Source organism: Pseudomonas sp. CP4 (assembly GCF_047758505.1).
Lineage (GTDB): Bacteria > Pseudomonadota > Gammaproteobacteria > Pseudomonadales > Pseudomonadaceae > Aquipseudomonas > Aquipseudomonas fluorescens_AO.
The window spans coordinates 3,476,603-3,494,469 of the sequence record NZ_CP180489.1 but is presented as its reverse complement, the minus strand read 5'-3'; the positions used below and the strand labels follow the sequence as shown (position 1 = coordinate 3,494,469).

16 protein-coding genes are annotated in these 17,867 nt (G+C 56.0%); 7 read left to right on the top strand and 9 right to left on the bottom strand.

Going from position 1 to position 17,867, the window contains the following annotated elements; translation table 11 throughout:
* Positions 1-59: 59 nt before the first annotated feature.
* The 6 genes from exbB (at position 60) to ACMYUN_RS15490 (ending at position 6,962) form a co-directional block, all read left to right on the top strand.
* The gene (gene exbB / locus ACMYUN_RS15515) at positions 60-1,013 is read left to right on the top strand and encodes a tonB-system energizer ExbB (protein WP_415761073.1); all 954 of its coding nucleotides are present in this window, start codon (positions 60-62) and stop codon (positions 1,011-1,013) included.
* Positions 1,014-1,019: 6 nt separating this feature from the next.
* A complete protein-coding gene (gene exbD / locus ACMYUN_RS15510) occupies positions 1,020-1,448 on the top strand; it encodes a TonB system transport protein ExbD (protein WP_415761072.1) in 429 nt (142 codons plus the stop codon).
* Positions 1,445-2,191, top strand: coding sequence for a TonB family protein (locus ACMYUN_RS15505; protein ID WP_415761071.1), 747 nt, complete (start codon positions 1,445-1,447; stop codon positions 2,189-2,191). The genes exbD and ACMYUN_RS15505 overlap by 4 nt, the downstream gene beginning before the upstream one ends.
* A gap of 276 nt (positions 2,192-2,467) precedes the next feature.
* A complete protein-coding gene (locus ACMYUN_RS15500) occupies positions 2,468-3,397 on the top strand; it encodes a hydrogen peroxide-inducible genes activator (RefSeq protein WP_024014805.1) in 930 nt (309 codons plus the stop codon).
* A gap of 9 nt (positions 3,398-3,406) precedes the next feature.
* The gene (recG, locus tag ACMYUN_RS15495; RefSeq protein ID WP_041476627.1) at positions 3,407-5,482 is read left to right on the top strand and encodes an ATP-dependent DNA helicase RecG; all 2,076 of its coding nucleotides are present in this window, start codon (positions 3,407-3,409) and stop codon (positions 5,480-5,482) included.
* A gap of 79 nt (positions 5,483-5,561) precedes the next feature.
* A complete protein-coding gene (locus ACMYUN_RS15490; protein ID WP_415761070.1) occupies positions 5,562-6,962 on the top strand; it encodes an aminoacyl-tRNA deacylase and HDOD domain-containing protein in 1,401 nt (466 codons plus the stop codon).
* Positions 6,963-7,059: 97 nt separating this feature from the next.
* On the opposite strand, the gene ACMYUN_RS15485 is transcribed toward ACMYUN_RS15490, so the two are convergent.
* Complete coding sequence (locus ACMYUN_RS15485) at positions 7,060-7,443, bottom strand: helicase (RefSeq protein WP_415761069.1); 384 nt, start codon at positions 7,441-7,443, stop codon at positions 7,060-7,062.
* 585 nt (positions 7,444-8,028) lie between these two features.
* Here ACMYUN_RS15485 and ACMYUN_RS15480 point away from each other — a divergent pair.
* A complete protein-coding gene (locus tag ACMYUN_RS15480) occupies positions 8,029-8,400 on the top strand; it encodes a DUF6124 family protein (RefSeq protein ID WP_415761068.1) in 372 nt (123 codons plus the stop codon).
* 115 nt (positions 8,401-8,515) lie between these two features.
* On the opposite strand, the gene ACMYUN_RS15475 is transcribed toward ACMYUN_RS15480, so the two are convergent.
* From ACMYUN_RS15475 to ACMYUN_RS15440, 8 genes are all read right to left on the bottom strand, one after another.
* Positions 8,516-8,677 carry a hypothetical protein gene (locus tag ACMYUN_RS15475; protein WP_415761067.1) on the bottom strand — a complete coding sequence of 54 codons (162 nt, stop codon included), beginning with the start codon at positions 8,675-8,677 and terminating at the stop codon, positions 8,516-8,518.
* 302 nt (positions 8,678-8,979) lie between these two features.
* Complete coding sequence (locus ACMYUN_RS15470) at positions 8,980-9,567, bottom strand: lysozyme inhibitor LprI family protein (RefSeq protein ID WP_415761066.1); 588 nt, start codon at positions 9,565-9,567, stop codon at positions 8,980-8,982.
* A gap of 4 nt (positions 9,568-9,571) precedes the next feature.
* On the bottom strand, positions 9,572-10,027 hold the full coding sequence (locus tag ACMYUN_RS15465) for a cell division protein (RefSeq protein WP_415761065.1): 456 nt from the start codon (positions 10,025-10,027) through the stop codon (positions 9,572-9,574).
* 580 nt (positions 10,028-10,607) lie between these two features.
* Positions 10,608-11,219 (bottom strand): hypothetical protein, encoded by a 612-nt coding sequence (locus ACMYUN_RS15460; RefSeq protein ID WP_415761064.1) that lies wholly within the window; start codon positions 11,217-11,219, stop codon positions 10,608-10,610.
* 102 nt (positions 11,220-11,321) lie between these two features.
* A complete protein-coding gene (locus tag ACMYUN_RS15455) occupies positions 11,322-11,726 on the bottom strand; it encodes a hypothetical protein (protein WP_415761063.1) in 405 nt (134 codons plus the stop codon).
* 8 nt (positions 11,727-11,734) lie between these two features.
* On the bottom strand, positions 11,735-14,752 hold the full coding sequence (locus ACMYUN_RS15450; RefSeq protein WP_415761062.1) for a pesticin C-terminus-like muramidase: 3,018 nt from the start codon (positions 14,750-14,752) through the stop codon (positions 11,735-11,737).
* Complete coding sequence (locus ACMYUN_RS15445; protein ID WP_415761061.1) at positions 14,752-15,753, bottom strand: sel1 repeat family protein; 1,002 nt, start codon at positions 15,751-15,753, stop codon at positions 14,752-14,754. Before ACMYUN_RS15445 ends, ACMYUN_RS15450 begins: the two co-directional genes overlap by 1 nt.
* A 38-nt stretch (positions 15,754-15,791) precedes the next feature.
* Complete coding sequence (locus ACMYUN_RS15440) at positions 15,792-17,840, bottom strand: type VI secretion system tip protein VgrG (protein WP_415761060.1); 2,049 nt, start codon at positions 17,838-17,840, stop codon at positions 15,792-15,794.
* Positions 17,841-17,867: the final 27 nt, after the last annotated feature.

The window sequence follows — 17,867 nt, the reverse complement described above, 5'->3', positions numbered from 1 at the left end:
TCTCGGCCTCACGAGGCCTGGAAGAGCAACAACGTTTTTCTATCTCAGGTCCGGCCAGCATGACACGTAATCAAACTCCCGCTTCGCCAACCACTCGACCTCGCGCCTGGAGCGCCGTCGCGGCTCTGTTGCTCAGCCTGATGCTGGCACCGACTGCGGCCTTCGCCGACGCTCAAGCGCCAGCCACCCCTGCCGCCACCGAACAGAGCGCACCCGCTGCCGCTCCGGCTGCACCGGCCGCCACCGATCCGGTGCAGGCTGTCGACGCCGCCGAGGCACCTGAAGTTCTCGAAGCCGACAACACCCTGGGCATGGCCCACGACCTGTCGCCATGGGGCATGTACCAGAACGCCGACATCATCGTGAAAATCGTGATGATCGGCCTGGCCATCGCTTCGATCATCACCTGGACTATCTGGATCGCCAAAGGCTTCGAGCTGATGGGCGCCAAGCGTCGTCTGCGTGGCGAGATCGCCGCACTGAAGAAAGCCACCACTCTCAAGGAAGCCAGCGCCACGGCCGGCAAGGAAGGCACCCTCGCCAACCTGCTGGTGCATGACGCGCTCGAAGAGATGCGCCTGTCGGTCAACAGCCGCGAGAAAGAAGGCATCAAGGAACGCGTCAGCTTCCGCCTCGAGCGCCTCGTCGCGGCCTGCGGCCGCAACATGAGCAGCGGCACCGGCGTGCTCGCCACCATCGGTTCCACCGCGCCGTTCGTCGGTCTGTTCGGTACCGTGTGGGGCATCATGAACTCGTTCATCGGCATCGCCAAAACCCAGACCACCAACCTTGCCGTTGTCGCGCCAGGTATCGCTGAAGCGCTGCTGGCCACTGCACTGGGTCTGGTTGCGGCGATTCCAGCGGTAGTGATCTACAACGTCTTCGCCCGCTCCATCGCCGGTTACAAGGCGCAGGTCTCCGATGCCTCGGCAGAAGTCCTGCTGCTGGTCAGCCGCGATCTCGACCACCAGCCTGAGCGCAGCTCGCAGCCGCACATGGTTAAAGTGGGGTAATCGGCCATGGGCCTGCATTTAAAAGAAGGCGCAGACGACGATCTGGCCGAGAATCACGAAATCAACGTCACGCCGTTCATCGACGTGATGCTGGTGCTGTTGATCATCTTCATGGTGGCCGCGCCGCTGGCCACTGTGGACATCAAAGTCGACCTGCCCGCCTCGACCGCCAAACCGGCGCCGCGGCCAGAGAAACCGGTGTTCCTCAGTGTCAAAGCTGACCAGCGCCTGTTCCTCGGTGACGACGAAGTGAAAGCCGAAACCCTCGGTGCTACCCTCGACGCCAAGACCCAGGGCAAGAAAGACACCACCATCTTCTTCCAGGCCGACAAAGGCGTGGATTACGGCGACCTGATGGGCGTGATGGACAACCTGCGCGCCGCCGGTTACCTGAAGGTCGGTCTGGTCGGTCTCGAGACGGCAGCCAAGAAATGATCAACACGCGCCATAAGCTGACGCGTTACAGCGGTAGCCTGGCCGTGGTGCTGGGCGTGCATGCGCTGGCCATCGCGCTGGCGCTGAACTGGACTGCCCGCCCGCCCATCGAATTGCCGCCGCAGGCAATGATGGTCGAGCTGGCTCCATTGCCTGCCCCGCCACCGCCGGCTCCGCCGAAAGTCGTCACACCGCCGCAGCCACCGGCTCCGGTGGAAGAATTGCCGATTCCGAAACTGGCTGAAGCACCAAAAGCGGAAATTGCGGTACCGAAACCCAAGCCGAAGCCCAAGCCAAAACCGCCGAAGCCGGTCGAGAAGAAGCTGCCCGAGCCGCCGAAGGAAAAACCTTCCGAGGAGAAACCGGCCGATACTCAACCGACTCAGGCGCCAACGGAGAAATCCGCCCAGCCTGCGCCGGGTCCGTCGCCGGCTCAGTTGGCGGCCAAGGCCAGTTGGCAAGGCACCCTGCTCGCGCACTTGCAGAAGTACAAGAAGTACCCGCAAAGCGCTCAGGCACGGGGCAAGGAAGGTTTGAACCGTCTGCGCTTCGTGGTTGATGGCGAAGGTAATGTGCTGTCGTTCGAACTGGTGGGCCGCTCGGGCAACGCCGATCTGGACCGCGCCACCCTGGACATGATCCGCCGCGCCCAACCGCTGCCCAAGCCGCCGGCCGACATGCTCAACAATGGCTCGATCGAAATTGTTGCGCCGTTTGTTTACTCCCTCGAACGCCGCCGTTAAGCAACATCGCAATACCTGTGGGAGCTGGCTTGCCAGCGATAGCTGTGTGTCAGAGAAGGATTTATCAACTGACCCACCGCAATCGCTGGCAAGCCAGCTCCCACAAGGTTCTTCGCCAGCCGAGAGAACCAATCAAAAAAGGCACCGAAAGGTGCCTTTCGCGTATCTGCCAGCGGCAAACCGACTTCGACCGGTGTCGCACTCAGCCCGCAGTCTGATAACGTGCGTCTATCGATTGCAGCCGGTATGCTTGGCGCATCTTCATGGACGCTCGCTATGACCCTCACAGAATTACGCTACATCGTTACCCTCGCCCAAGAGCAGCATTTCGGCCATGCCGCCGAGCGTTGCCACGTCAGTCAGCCGACGCTGTCGGTGGGCGTGAAAAAACTTGAAGACGAACTCGGTGTGCTGATTTTCGAGCGCAGCAAAAGCGCCGTGCGCCTGACCCCGGTCGGCGAAGGCATCGTCGCCCAGGCGCAAAAGGTGCTGGAACAGGCTCAGGGCATCCGCGAACTGGCGCAGGCCGGCAAGAACCAACTGACCGCACCGCTGAAAGTCGGCGCCATCTACACCGTCGGCCCGTACCTGTTCCCGCACCTGATTCCACAACTGCACCGGGTCGCCCCGCAGATGCCGTTGTACATCGAAGAAAACTTCACCCACGTGCTGCGCGACAAACTGCGCAATGGCGAACTGGACGCGATCATCATCGCCCTGCCGTTCAACGAAGCCGACGTGCTGACCCTGCCGCTGTACGACGAGCCGTTCTACGTCCTGATGCCGGCCCAGCACCCGTGGACCAAGAAAGAATCCATCGACGCCGGCCTGCTCAACGACAAGAGCCTCCTGCTGCTCGGTGAAGGCCACTGCTTCCGCGATCAGGTGCTCGAAGCTTGCCCGACCCTGACCAAGGGCAACGACGGCGCCAAGCACACCACGGTCGAGTCCAGCTCGCTGGAAACCATTCGCCACATGGTCGCGTCCGGCCTGGGTATTTCGATCCTGCCACTGTCGGCAGTGGACAGCCATCACTACGCCCCGGGCGTGATCGAAGTGCGTCCACTGACCGCGCCAGTGCCGTTCCGCACCGTGGCGATCGCCTGGCGCGCCAGCTTCCCACGGCCGAAAGCCATCGAGATTCTCGCCGACTCCATTCGCCTGTGCTCGGTAGCCAAGCCTGCCGCGCCGGTTACGGCCGGTTAAGCGAGCGTCATGACGGAGCTGTCGCAAGTGTCGGTGACGGCACTCAAGGGTGTCGGCGAGGCCATGGCCGAGAAACTGGCCAAGGTCGGTCTGGAGAATCTGCAGGACGTGCTGTTCCACCTGCCGCTGCGTTATCAGGACCGCACCCGCGTGGTGCCGATCGGTGCGTTGCGGCCGGGGCAGGACGCCGTGGTCGAAGGCACCGTCAGCGGTGCCGACGTGGTCATGGGTCGGCGTCGCAGCCTCGTCGTGCGCTTGCAGGACGGTACGGGCGGACTGAGTCTGCGCTTCTACCATTTCAGCAACGCGCAGAAAGAAGGTCTCAAGCGTGGCACGCGGGTTCGCTGCTACGGTGAAGCCCGACCCGGCGCCTCAGGCCTGGAAATCTATCACCCGGAATACCGCGCGATCACCGGCGATGAACCGCCGCCAGTGGATGAAACCCTGACCCCGGTGTACCCGCTCACCGAAGGCCTGACCCAGCAGCGCCTGCGCCAGTTGTGCATGCAGACCCTGACGCTGCTCAAGCCGAGCACCCTGCCCGACTGGCTGCCGACCGAACTCGCCCGCGACTATCAACTGGCGCCGCTGGCCGATGCGATCCGCTACCTGCACAACCCGCCCGCCGATGCCGACGTCGACGAACTCGCCCTCGGCCATCACTGGGCGCAGCATCGCCTGGCGTTCGAAGAACTGCTCACCCATCAACTGTCGCAACAGCGTCTGCGCGAAAGCATGCGTTCACTGCGCGCGCCGGCAATGCCGAAAGCCACGAAACTGCCACCGAAATACCTGAAAAACCTCGGCTTCAACCCGACCGGTGCGCAACAGCGCGTCGGCAACGAAATCGCCTACGACCTCAGCCAGCACGAACCGATGCTGCGGCTGATTCAGGGTGACGTTGGCGCGGGCAAAACCGTGGTTGCCGCCCTCGCCGCACTGCAAGCGCTGGAGGCCGGTTACCAGGTCGCGCTGATGGCGCCGACCGAGATTCTCGCCGAACAACACTTCATCACCTTCAAGCGCTGGCTCGAGCCGCTGGGCATTGAGGTCGCGTGGCTGGCCGGCAAGCTCAAGGGCAAGAATCGCGTCGCCGCGTTGGAACAGATCGCCAGCGGCACACCGATGGTGGTCGGCACTCACGCGCTGTTTCAGGACGAAGTGCAGTTCAAGAACCTCGCGCTGGTGATCATTGACGAACAACACCGCTTCGGCGTGCAGCAGCGTCTGGCCCTGCGGCAGAAAGGCGTCGGCGGGCGCATGTGCCCGCATCAACTGATCATGACCGCCACACCGATTCCACGCACGCTGGCGATGAGCGCCTACGCCGACCTCGACACCTCGATCCTCGACGAACTGCCGCCCGGCCGAACCCCGGTCAACACCGTGCTGGTCACTGACACCCGCCGCGTCGAAGTCATAGAACGAGTACGCAGCGCTTGCGCCGAAGGGCGTCAGGCCTATTGGGTCTGCACCTTGATTGAAGAATCCGAAGAGCTGACCTGCCAGGCCGCCGAAACCACTTTCGAAGACCTCACCGCGGCCCTCGGCGAATTGAAAGTCGGGCTGATCCATGGGCGCATGAAGCCGGTCGAAAAGGCTGCGGTGATGGCTGAGTTCAAGGCCGGCAACCTGCAACTGCTGGTCGCGACCACGGTGATCGAAGTCGGCGTCGACGTGCCCAACGCCAGCCTGATGATCATCGAAAACCCCGAGCGCCTCGGCCTCGCGCAGCTGCACCAGTTGCGCGGTCGCGTCGGCCGGGGCAGCGCCGCCAGCCATTGCGTGCTGCTCTACCATCCGCCGCTGTCGCAGATCGGCCGCCAGCGCCTGGGCATCATGCGCGAGACCAACGACGGTTTCGTCATCGCCGAAAAGGACCTCGAACTGCGCGGTCCCGGGGAAATGCTCGGCACCCGCCAGACCGGCCTGCTGCAATTCAAGGTCGCCGACCTGATGCGCGACGCCGACCTGCTGCCCGCCGTCCGTGACGCCGCGCAAGCCTTGCTGGAACGCTGGCCGACTCACGTCAGCCCATTGCTCGACCGTTGGCTGCGGCATGGGCAGCAATACGGCCAAGTGTGAGCACCGTCGCAGTTTGTGCAGGATCGTTCCTACAGAGCTGGTTATACTCCTGCCATTGTTTCAAAAACGGATACAGACCATGACCGAAGCTGCTCTCGTCCCCGAATCTCCGCAAGCTCCGTCTGTTATTCGGCTGCTGCTCAACAAGCTGGGCGTTGCCTACGAAGAAGTGCTCGACCACCACGGCCTCAATGCCTCGCGCAAAGTGCAGGCCGTGTTGCTGGACGACGCCGTGGGCGCGTTGATGGTGCTGTTTCCACAGAGCCAGTTGCTGGATCTCAATCGCCTCGCCGAACTCACTGGTCGCCGACTCACAGCCGTGTCCACCGAGCGCCTGGAAAAGATGCTCGGCAAACACAATCTGAGTCTGCTGCCGGGCCTGCCGGCGCTGACCAGTTCGCCGTGCCTCTACGAAGAAAGCCTGCTGCGCGAGCCGAAGCTGCTGATCAACTCCGGCGAACCGGGCCTGCTGCTGGAAATCAGCAGCGAAGACTTCAAATCGATGCTGACCAAAGCCAGCGCCGCCAACTTCGGCGAAGCCCTGAGCAGTATCCGCCCCAACCTCGACCGCCCGGACGATGACCGCGAGGAAATCACCCAGGCCGTGCAAGCGTTCACCGCGCGGCGCATTCAGCAGCGTCTGGAAGCGACCATCGAGATTCCGCCGCTGGCCGAAACCGCGCAAAAAATCATCAAGCTACGCGTGGACCCCAACGCCACCATCGACGACATCACCGGCGTCGTTGAAACCGATCCGGCGCTGGCAGCGCAAGTGGTGAGCTGGGCGGCCTCGCCGTACTACGCCTCGCCGGGCAAGATCCGTTCGGTGGAAGACGCGATCGTTCGCGTGCTCGGCTTCGACCTGGTGATCAACCTGGCGCTGGGCCTGGCCCTCGGCAAGACCCTGAGTCTGCCGAAAGACCACCCGCAACACACCACGCCGTACTGGCAGCAGTCGATCTACACCGCCGCCGTCATCGAAGGCCTGACCCGCGCCATGCCGCGCGCCCAGCGCCCGGAAGCCGGCCTGACCTATCTGGCCGGCCTGCTGCACAACTTCGGTTATCTGCTGCTGGCCCACGTGTTCCCGCCGCACTTCTCGCTGATCTGCCGTCACCTGGAGGTCAACCCGCACCTGTGCCACAGCTACATCGAGCAACACCTGCTGGGTATCAGCCGCGAACAGATCGGCTCGTGGCTGATGCGCTACTGGGACATGCCGGATGAACTGGCCACCGCCCTGCGCTTCCAGCACGACCCAAGCTACGACGGCGCCTACGCCGAATACCCGAACCTCGTTTGCCTGGCTGTACGCCTGCTGCGCAGCCGCGGCATCGGCTCCGGCCCGGATGAAGATATCCCTGACGCCTTGCTCGACCGCGTCGGTTTGAGCCGCGAAAAAGCCAATGATGTGGTCAGCAAAGTGCTTGAGGCTGAAGTGCTGCTGCGGGAACTGGCTTCGCAGTTCAGCCAAGGCTAAACGCAATCGCGAGCAAGCCACACTCCCACAAGATCAACACGACCCCTGTGGGAGCGGGCTTGCCCGCGATGAATCCACCACGGTCCAACTGACCGCATCAAGCTTTCGACTTAGCCTTCCTCGGCACTAAATACTTCATCAACCCCTGAAACCACATCACCAGCGCCGGATTACCCTTGAGCTGGATCGACTTGTCCTGAATGCCCTGCATAAACGCCAACTGCTTGTTCTTCGCCTGCATCGTGGCAAAGCCATAACCGGCATCTTTAAACGCAATCGCAAACGCAGGCTCCGCCACCACGCCAGACTTGCTGGTGATGCGCTGATCCTTGACCACGAAATGCCGCGCCACTTTGCCGTCCAGCGTCTGCAGCTGGAACACCAGATCCTTGTCACCCAACTGCTGCTGAAACGCAGGATTGGTCCGGCTGGCCTTAGCCATCAACAAACCCATCATCCACAGGAGAAAACGAAATTTCATGCGCACAGCCTCAAAAGGAAAATGAACGGCCGGGGCAGTGTAAGGGATTCGGACGATAACGCCAGTATCTGCCGCTGTTGGAAGAGGATGCAGACTATTTCCTGCACGATGACCACCAAGTCACGATTCAGCGCTCGCCCACTGATCGTTCCCCCGCTCCGCGTAGGAATGCATCCCGAGACGCTCCGCGTCTCACCACTCACCTTTCCTACACCTGTTGAAACACATTCCTGTAGGAGCCGGCGAAGCCTGCGATCTTTTGATCTTCCGGCCCGCGAATTTATGGGAAATTTCCTGCGAAATGCCGGGCTGTCCGTGAACTAGGCGGGATTGGTCCTGAGGGATAGGCTTTGTGTGTCGCCGCTAAATCGGCGATACGGACGTGCAAGTCCGGCGGGAGTGCACATTGGTTATGGCAATTCGCCGAGCGTTTTCCTATGCTCGCGGATCGTTATGGCTGCTGTGTATGGGAGGCCTACGGGTCTGCCGGGTGACTCCACCGGTCTTGCACACCTATGCACAGCTGCCACCCCTTTCGAAGTGCGAGCGAAACGGTGCCAGCTCCTGAAACTGGAGTAAGACCGAATGAAGAAACCAACACCCAATCCCCCGGAAACCCCGGACATATCGCCCTACGAATCTCTGGAATCGAAGAAATTCCACGAAGCCGCCGAGCGCGCCCTCGACCACCACTTCAAACCGCCCACCGAACCACACCCCAAGCGCGAAACCGGCCTCTTCAAACTCTCCCCCGGCACCGACGCCGAAGCCCTCATGGCCAACGCCTCCGAAGACCTCCTGTCCATCAGCGTCATCGCCTGCGACCTGGCCGACGACCTCCACGGCTCCCGCCGCTCGGTGGCACTGGCCCTGAGCAGGATGGCGGACGGGGTGAGATTGATGGTGGAAGGGACGCTTGATTATATTGAGGTGAAGAGCGCGGCGGCGAAGCTGTAGCGGGATTGATGGTTGAAAAAAGGGGACGTTGAGTCCCCTTTCTGCAACTACCTGTAAAAACCCAGACACAAAAAAGCTGCCAATCACGGCAGCTTTTTTTGAGAATCCGAAACCGTCAGCCGGCCAGTCGACCCACTGGCTCGAAGTCACTGCCATTGGACAGAGCAGCATCCAGAAAGCGGCTGCGCTTACCGGAGCGTTTGGCCAAGACTTCACGAGCTTCAGCCTGGAACCGGGCAGCCATCAAAGGCTTTGGTTCATGTTTGGACTTTTTCATGGAACCTCTCGGGTCTCGAATTTGACTGGATAGTATTACCGCTCAACCCAAGCTTCTGAACATAAACAGAAATAACCTGACACTGATTACTTGGTCCGAGCATTCCGCAGCCTTCAAGCCTCAACCGCCGACGCAGGGCTCATCGGCAGGACGTAAAAGGCTATTGAAGGAACGCTTGACCACGCTGAAGTACCAAACATGGCAACCGCTTTAGCTGTGTAGAAACTTCACTATGGGCAGTCAGTGGTAATAGCAGCAGAGCAGAGATAAACGCACGCGAAAACTTCAAATCGGAAATTCATTCAACGATTCATAGGCAACTGAAAGCGCATCCGCACCCTGCAATTCGCAAAATCCTCACGAAACAAACGCTCGCTCATTTTGCAGTGCCCCTCCGCGTATTGCCTCCAAAGCGAATCATCGAGCTCTTCCCCTCCCAGCAGCTCAATTGAGTTCGTTACATCTCTCTCACGATCCTTCCCGGCAATCGCGGATGCCGCTTTGTAAAAACCATCCAGCGGTAAACCCGTCTGTAGAGCAATCAACTCTCCCAGCCGAGCATTGGTCGTCTGCACCAGACACCCAAGCCTCTCGATTGGCGCCTCAGCGCCCGGCAACGCGGCTTGATAAAGCTCTTCGCAAAACGACTCTTTGAAGCGCACCCAGTTCTTTTGCACATCTCTCAGACGGCTTTGTTCCGCTGGAGCCAAAGTCGACAGCGCTTTTTTGTATTGCTCGTTCAAGACACCATCGACTTTCTTGAAGGTTTGCTGGCCGCAAATGATCAAGTCCGGATTGGAAAAGCTGTCTGGGTTGCACGTTTCTCCAGCAAACAACGCGGAGGAAGCAGCAGAGATCAAGCAGCCGAAAAGAATCGAAAATCCTTTCACGCTGTCACTCCTTCCTTTGACGGTCATGTCTGTACAGCCAAAACAGCGGCGGCAACAACACCAACAACGCAAAACCATCAAGCCACACGTGCGACCAGACCTGCTGTTGCGCCGAGAGCCACATGTCCTGCGGGGCCCATAACAGGATGCCAGCGATCAACCAGCCCCAGACTGCCGGGACTTTCAAGCGATGGCCCAGATGCACCAGCGCGAGCATGTACAGCGAATAACTTTGCAACGTCGCGCCGAACAGCGCGAGCCACCAGACCTGTTGATCGTGTCCGGCCGCGGGCACCGCATCGGCGCCCCAGAACGACAGTTCGAGGACTTGCAGGTAGCCAACGAGCAAGCCGGAGTCACCGGCCCAGGTCAGGGTAAGACCGGCGAGGATGTGCGTGATCGCAGCGGCATATAGCCAAAGCACCAACGCTGGGCGAAGCGAGGAAGTAGGGGCTGGCATTCCGTGTCCTGAGCGCGTTCCTTGGGGGTGGGGAGTTTAAATGAAAACCGGATGTGTCTGATGCTCGAAAATTAAACGTTTTACCCTGTCCCATTCAGGCTCTATGCGTGCGAAAAAGCATCAAGCATGATCCGGTTTCAAATACAGTGACTAGCCTTGATTGGCTCCGGGCCATGCAAGTCCAGACGCTTTAACTGCTCAATCGCGCGGGGCTCATCTTTATCCGCCGCCATCTGATAACAAGCCAGTGCGCGTGACAGATCTTTTGTTCCCAACTCTCCAGCCTCGAACGTAGAAGCCAGATAAACCATAGCGTCCGTTGAACCCATCTCAATGGCGCGGATGACCCGTCGGTGGGACTGAATGTGGTGGTTTCGGCTAACACAGGGAAGGTCCACATCAGAGCGAGCAGTGATACCGCTAGAGTTTTGACTGGCATGTACGGTCCTACTTCCACTTACGTTCGGTTTAACTGTTTTTTCATTTCCGGTTTTAAGCAAAAAACTGTAGTGGAAAATTGCGGCAGACCACTTCTCGTCCGTTACTGAGGAGTGGTCCTCCCAATATTATTCTTGAGTACTTAAAGGTTTTCTTTCAGCTTTGTGCAGTCACTCGCAACGGCGAGGACTTTACGCGTACCATCATTAAGGACACACACAGGTTTTTCAAAGCCACCTCGCATTTTCTGACAAACAGCGTCACCTGCTTTCTTATAAACACACTGTTCGCCGGAAATGATTAACTCCTTCCCTGGCATCAAAGTAATAACTTTAGAACCATCAACACGGTAGATATTCTCGTAGATTGAATCACCAGCCTGCTGAATATCTTGATAATTTCCATCCTTTATTTCTGAAGCACCAGCTGGAATATCTCCGATATAGTGGGCTTCTCCGCCATTAGCTGGAGCAGCAAAAACCATTATTTGAGCATTTAAGCCCATATCGTCACTCGTCGGATAAGAAAATATGATCGATTCATTTTCCGTTCCTTGCGCTTGTCTAACGACATAATCTGACCGACATCCGCGATCAGTACTGTTAACAAAAAAGATTTCCTCTTCAAAAGAAAGAGTCAATCTAGCCGAATCAGAACTCTGACCAGGTTCTTTGCATACTAGACTATGCTCAGCTGAGCCAGAATAAGCGGCGCCACTATAAACAAACAAAAGCAATATAATTAATCGAATCATCCGGCTGGCCTCAGAAACGAAAAAAAGGGGACAGACCACGTTTTTCCGAAAATCGTGGTCTGGCCCCCATTTCCGCTTTAATCCGCGGTCTTTAATTTTTCGCTACTTAACACTACACTTCGGGCCACTTAGCGCCTCACCTTCAATCTTAAAGCTGCATACTTCAACGACATCTGGACCTTCAGTCAGAGGCATAAGCTTCAAAGTGAGCGAAAGACCTTCATTTGAAAATTCCCCACGGTCCAAAATAACTTCAGAAAAGTCATCACTAAAACTTTTTCCTGAGACATTACAGAATTTTTTTGAATTACTTGCAGCACCTCCTCCACCCGGAACGAGAATCTGTACCATAATGCATGGGCTAGATAAAGTTTGATAGTAACGAACCAACTTGCCTGCGACCATAGCTGTATCTGCCTTGTATACATCTACAGCTGTTTTTTTCTCATCTGTAGCAAATACACAGCAGGAGAAAGCCAAAGCCATCAATAGAAAAATGTTTTTCAATTTCCACCTCATAAATAGTTTTTACGTGCAGCGAATCGGGCAGCAGGCACTCCTGGCCAATTGCTTTCGAGAGACATAACAGTCTTCAACTCTGCTTTATTATTCTCAACAAACGGCCGCTGAACAATCTCTCTTGTCGTCGGCTTATAATCGCCACGATAAATCAAGTCAACAATCATGTCTTGGATCTTAACATCAACAGCATCCCAATTCAGCGTGCCATAGTGACCGACATTGAAAGGCTGTTGAGAAATCGTCACAACTTTATTTTTCATTATTTCATAGACAGAAACAAACAGCTTATATTGTTGCTTTCGCGTAATGAATGCCTTCCGAATTTCAGGGCTAGCATTATTAAGATAATCTCTTGCGGCATTACCGCTTAGACCTTTTGCTCCAACCAACCAACTCAATAATGGTTCTGGAACACCTACGGCAGTGAGATCGCTCATTGGATCCGATTTTTGACCAAGGTCATATCCTCTCCCAATCGTAATTCCGGATGCTCCGCCTGGCCAATGTGCTTTTCTACTAAAATACATGTGTAAAGAATTCGACGAATCCTCTATGTCATTTCCTTCCACATCAAAAGTAAGTTGTCCCTTCTCAACCTTTAGCCACTTCAGATCATTATCATCCTCCATCGCGAGGAAGTTTGAAACGAAACCTATAGGGTGAAAATGATAAATCAACCCCGTTCCTGCTGGGGTCTTATCAGCCAACTTATCCCAAAAAACGTATGAATCTATTCTTTCTTTTTCATGTTTTAGTAATTTTTCAGAACCTTCTAGAAGAGTGTCTAATCTCTTCCATTTCTCGGATTTTGTATCATCCTTCCACTCCGTAGGATGGTGTGCCACTAATTTTGACCAGTGCTGCCTTGTCTCCGTACTTTTCAATGCGTCAGCGAGTTCAGATGGTTCAACCTTTCCGTCATGGTTTTTGTCTATTTTCTTCAAGAGGTCTTTAAAAAACTGGGGCATATCATCAGGATCGAGGAAACCGTCGGAGGCTGAGTTGCTTTCCTCTACAAGCTGAAAACCCATTTTCGTCCAATCGTGTGGAGTGATAACTTTTGCATCAGATTTTTTGACCAATCCAGAGACCGGCTGATCTTCATCATTTACGGATATCTCATACCAATCCTCATTGCCTTCCTTGACAACCGGCACCTTACCTAGGTCAATAGCGTGTTCTTCTTTTAAAGGTTCACTTGTTCCAGTAGCAGGCATTTTTTTCTTAAGTTGAGCACCTTTCGGCAGATGCAAATACTGACGTCCGACTTTTAATGCAGCTACATTATCTAGAAAATCTTTCACCTCAGCCTGAGTTGTAAATATCTCGATATGAACTTGAAATTTACTATCGGTAAGGCCGTTTTCATTTACTAGATTTTCAGTTTTACCCAAATAGCCAATAGGGTCACCAGCCTTGATTCCGACACTGGTCGTCACAACATCAAAAATTGTAGGAGTGAGCGATTCCCATTGCGTGTACTGACTATCTTTCTCACTTTCGACAATCGCCCAAAAATTACTTGGGACAGTTCCATTATCGTTCCAGATGCTGGCAACTACTGGAACGCAAGGCGCCATACGCCGCAGCTTGTTACCAACCACCAAATTCACTACATCTTTGCTATCGAACTCAATGACACTACCTACTGTAATCTCTCGATTGTTTTCGATGCGTGCACCTGCAGGTTGTCCGTTAGCAAGGTTCGTTGGCGCGCCGTACATAGCTAAACGCTGGGTAGTTTTAGCTTTTACCTTGCCTTGCCAATATTTTGGCCTAGCACGCTCGGGTATCGCATCTGCAACCCAAATAGCCTTGTGGCTGGAGTTTTGATATGGTTCATCATTCTTTAAATATGCAAACCAAACTTCTTGCCCTACGTCGCGGACTTTAGTTGATCCATGTTTTACGCTACCGGAAAGGATTTTCCCCTTAGCATAAGTAACATCCTCAACTGATCTTTTTTCCAGAATTTCAAGCTTGGTGTGCTTCGCCAATTTTCCTGGATATGGAAAGTTATTCGACGCAGGAAAGTCATCATACGCCTTGAAATCTTTTACAGTCATCGTCACTATCGGGTTCGGCTTTTCATTCTCCGCTAACGGGTAGTGCTTATAAGGCAAAAGATGCATATATAGGCTATAAAAAATCAGACCGTTCTGCTTTCCTTTATTAGGTCCATCTTCTGGGTTTAGCGCCGATTTGTATTCATGTCGCACCAAACAGAAGGAACTAGAATAATCCAGGTTTTTCGCCGTTTCTCCTGTACCAAACGTCGACTTTAGATAATCCTCATTGAGGCGGTAGGCCACCACCTCGCCATCGGCCATGCAGCGAATCGGTTCATTCAAAATGCATTGGGGAGCGCTGGCATTGCTGATGTGAATGCCACCGTGCCAGAACTTGTTGCTGCCCAGCAAATAATGCCCGGCACTCTCGTTTTCGAGAGCCTTATAAATCTCATCCGCGTCAGAAAACTGCTTACCGTCAGCTTTTCTGAATGGATATTGGAAGCTCATCAGCGGAGCTGGGCCTGCCGGCGCGGGGGTCGGCGCAGGAGTAGGTGCGGGGGCTGGTTGAGCACCTCTGAATTGGGGCTTCGGGCGTAAAAACTTTTCAGGCATTGGCCAGTAACCACTACCCGCCCCATATTTGGCAGATTTCGGTCCGTTTGAAGACTGTGAACCGAAGAAATTTCCCCTATCTCGAACAGGCGACCCGGAGATGTCTTCGATGACCCCCGTGTGTCCATGAAAGTTAATCCACAGCGCAATATCGCCAGGCTGTACTTCCGCAAGCGGGATCACATCAAAATAAGTAGTGTCGGTATTCAACCCTGATGTTGTGAGGTAAGGGATCGTATACCCCGCATCCTTCAGCATTCGATACAGAAGCCCGGAGCAGTCGATTTCCTTCTTGCCATCGTTATCATGGTCAGTCTCGCCCTTGAAAGGGCCGTACTCGTAACCAGTGCGATATTGCTGCCTTTGTTCAAGTAGTCCTGTGCTCATCAAAAGCTTCCTGCTTCAAAACATTGAATAGAGTTATCGCTGACGACGCCTCGGGCTGCCAAGCGCTCAACCAAAGCGACAGCCGTCTTAGGATCGGTTTTCTGAATATTGCGGTAACACGCCATCGCGCGTGGCAAGTCAGCCGCTACGAGGGCTCCCGCTTCGTACACTTCACCTAATCGAATCAGTGCGTTAGTCGAACCTAGGCGGGCGGCACGCTCCAATGTCGCTATTGATTCTCTGGGATTAATACAACCGTGACTTTCGTCGTATTCACCTTCATCGCAATAAAAATCTGCGAGAGTCAAGCCGGCATCCGGCACTTGTTCTGAAGCTTGAATCAACAACGCCAGGATTCTGGAATTCTCCAAGCGTGGCGCTTGCCCAGAAAGGCTGATTCCCGCAGCAGCAAATGCTGCTTGCGCCGAACCCTTCCGGGCACCCTCTAAATAGCTATCCAATGCCCCGGCGTATAAATAGATTCCTGATTCGGGAGACGCTTTATTGACCAGCCTGTCAAATATGACGCCTTTTTTGAGTTCTACCTCACCGGGCGTTAGTTTCTCAGACTGAGTGATCTCTTCCATCACCGCATCGATTGCCCAGTCCTCCACTCGAGTCAGAGCCCAGCAATCACTATGTTTAAAAACGAAAATCTTCAAAAAATGGCCCGCCTCATCACGGACGACCACCCTGTCAGGCTCCTGGGTTTCAATAGTGAGACCTGATTTGGCAGCATTTTCCGGAAGCAGCACCTTCAACTCATCGGCGGAAATCGAGCCCAAGCTCAGTTCGACAACCTTCGGTATTTTCCCATCAGCTATCACGTGAATATGCTTCAGAGGAGACGCAATAAACGCTTTCTGTGTCTCTGGCTCAGATGCAAAAACTTTTACGAAATCAGCAAAATTGCCGCTTGGGCATTGGGCGGTGCTGGACGAAGAGGCAAAGGCCCCCGAAGTCATCCCCCAGCTCAACAAAACAATCGAAAACCACTTCATCTGCCTTACGTACCTGTTTGTTGTCATCACGACACTCATCACTCAGAAAACACAAAAAAAACCTTCGGCTTAACCTTCTCAGGCGGTGCATTCAACAACGCCTGATCCATCAAACTCCCCGCCTTATCCTTATCCGCCGCCCCCGGCAGCACCGGCGGTTTAATCCCGATGCCAGTCCCCGAGCCCGCAGAACCACCCGCATTGATCTTGATCACCGGCCCAACCACCGTCACACCACCGCCATCGAGCTTGATAAAGCTCCCACCCCCAAGAATGGTCAGCTCTGTCCCGGCCTCAATAACAGTCTTGTCCCCAGCCTTGAGGTGGATCTCTTTGCCCACACTGGTCAGCTGCGCCGTGCCGAGTTTGACGTGTTGGTTCTGCCCCACCGTCAGGTGATCATCCAGCTTCGCTTCAACCTTGCGGTCGGCGATCGTGGTGCGGTGTTCCTCAGCCTTCAACTCGGTGTAAGTGTTCTTCACCACCGTGTCATGGCGTTCATTGCCAACGCGAATCTTCTGATCGTGCTCAACGTTTTCATCCCAATCGCGCTGGGCATGAATGTAGATCTGCTCTGCACCTTTCTTGTCTTCAATACGCAGTTCGTTGTAGCCGCCACCACCCGGTGAGCTGAGTGTTTTGAACACGCTGCGGGTTTTGTTCGCCGGCAGTGCGTATGGCACTGGGTTTTCCTTGTGGTACAGGCAACCGGTCACCAGCGGTTGGTCGGGGTCGCCTTCGAGGAAGGTGACGAGGACTTCCATGCCGATGCGCGGAATGCTGATGGCGCCGTAGCGGTCGCCGGCCCAGGAGCTGGAGACGCGCAGCCAGCAGCTGGTTTTGTCGTCGGCGAGGCCTTCGCGGTCCCAGTGGAACTGGACTTTGATGCGGCCGTATTGGTCGCAGTGGATTTCTTCGCCTTTGGGGCCGGTGACCATGGCGGTCTGGCTGCCGAGCACGCGGGGTTTCGGGTGTTCGAGGGCCGGGCGGTAGAACACTTCCCACGGGGTGGCGAGGAAGGTGTTGCGGTAGCCCTGGTGGAAGTCGTCTTTGTTGTCGGTGGTGTCGCTGGTCACGCCTTCTTCGAGGACTTGCGGTTGTTTGCCCTCGTGGAAGATTTCGGTGAGCAGCCAGAGGTCGTTCCACTCGCTGCGCGGGTGGTCGGACAGGGCCATGAAGTGGCCGCTGACCAGTTTGGTCTGGTCGCCGCGACCTTCGGCCTGACGGTAGTCGGCGCGGTGGCGTTCGAGGGCGCGCTGGCTGAGGAACTTGCCGCGCGCACGGTCGATGAAGCGGCCCGGGTAGTCGTAGTCTTCCAGATCCGGTTCGGTGCTGTCGCTGTCTGGTCTGCTCTCTGGTTTAAACGCAGCTTCCATTTGCAGGCGCGGTTTTTCGAAATCGTAATCACGGCGCGTGGTGCGGGTGGTGCGGGTTTCCAGGCGCAGCTTGAAGGCTTTGATCACCGGCTCGTCGGCAACCATGCCGCTGCCCTGTACGTACGCAGTCGGCTGGCCGAGGTCGGGGAACACGGTCTGGTCGTCACCGAACACCAGCAGGTGCGCTTTTTCGCTGTGCTGGAAGTGGTAGTGAATGCCTTCCTCTTCGCACAGGCGCTGGACAAAGTGCAGGTCGGTTTCGTCGTACTGCACGCAGTAGTCGCGATCCGGGCACGGCTGGCTGAGCTGGAAGCTGTAGGCGTTGCTCTTGATGCCGTGCTCTTCGAGGATCAGCGCGATGATTTTCGGCGCCGACATCTGCTGGTAGATGCGCTGGTTGGTGCGGTGATGCAGGTATTGCAGTTGCGGCACGATCGAGACTTTGTAGCGGGTCAGGCGCTTGCCGGCATCGCCCTGGGCTACGCGGTAGATCTGCCCGTGGATGCCCGAGCCCTGTGGATCGAAGGCGAGAAACGCCTGCTTGTGCAGCAGTTGCTCAAGGTCCAGATCCGGGTTTTCGCTGACCAGTTCGAGGTCGAAGCGATACGGCTGGCTGATGCCTTCGGTGCCGGTGAACGACAGCACTTGCAGGTCGCCGACGTAGTCTTCGACCTTGAGGCTGAAGTGGGTTTCGTTAGCTGAGTTGAACATCGTGTGCTCCCTGTTCGAATGTCATCC

Coding starts and splice junctions, on each gene's coding strand:
- exbB (WP_415761073.1), top strand. CDS start 60: ATGACACGTAATCAAACTCCCGCTTCGCCAACCACTCGACCTCGCGCC.
- exbD (WP_415761072.1), top strand. CDS start 1,020: ATGGGCCTGCATTTAAAAGAAGGCGCAGACGACGATCTGGCCGAGAAT.
- ACMYUN_RS15505 (WP_415761071.1), top strand. CDS start 1,445: ATGATCAACACGCGCCATAAGCTGACGCGTTACAGCGGTAGCCTGGCC.
- ACMYUN_RS15500 (WP_024014805.1), top strand. CDS start 2,468: ATGACCCTCACAGAATTACGCTACATCGTTACCCTCGCCCAAGAGCAG.
- recG (WP_041476627.1), top strand. CDS start 3,407: ATGACGGAGCTGTCGCAAGTGTCGGTGACGGCACTCAAGGGTGTCGGC.
- ACMYUN_RS15490 (WP_415761070.1), top strand. CDS start 5,562: ATGACCGAAGCTGCTCTCGTCCCCGAATCTCCGCAAGCTCCGTCTGTT.
- ACMYUN_RS15485 (WP_415761069.1), bottom strand. CDS start 7,443: ATGAAATTTCGTTTTCTCCTGTGGATGATGGGTTTGTTGATGGCTAAG.
- ACMYUN_RS15480 (WP_415761068.1), top strand. CDS start 8,029: ATGAAGAAACCAACACCCAATCCCCCGGAAACCCCGGACATATCGCCC.
- ACMYUN_RS15475 (WP_415761067.1), bottom strand. CDS start 8,677: ATGAAAAAGTCCAAACATGAACCAAAGCCTTTGATGGCTGCCCGGTTC.
- ACMYUN_RS15465 (WP_415761065.1), bottom strand. CDS start 10,027: ATGCCAGCCCCTACTTCCTCGCTTCGCCCAGCGTTGGTGCTTTGGCTA.
- ACMYUN_RS15460 (WP_415761064.1), bottom strand. CDS start 11,219: ATGATTCGATTAATTATATTGCTTTTGTTTGTTTATAGTGGCGCCGCT.
- ACMYUN_RS15450 (WP_415761062.1), bottom strand. CDS start 14,752: ATGAGCACAGGACTACTTGAACAAAGGCAGCAATATCGCACTGGTTAC.
- ACMYUN_RS15445 (WP_415761061.1), bottom strand. CDS start 15,753: ATGAAGTGGTTTTCGATTGTTTTGTTGAGCTGGGGGATGACTTCGGGG.
- ACMYUN_RS15440 (WP_415761060.1), bottom strand. CDS start 17,840: ATGTTCAACTCAGCTAACGAAACCCACTTCAGCCTCAAGGTCGAAGAC.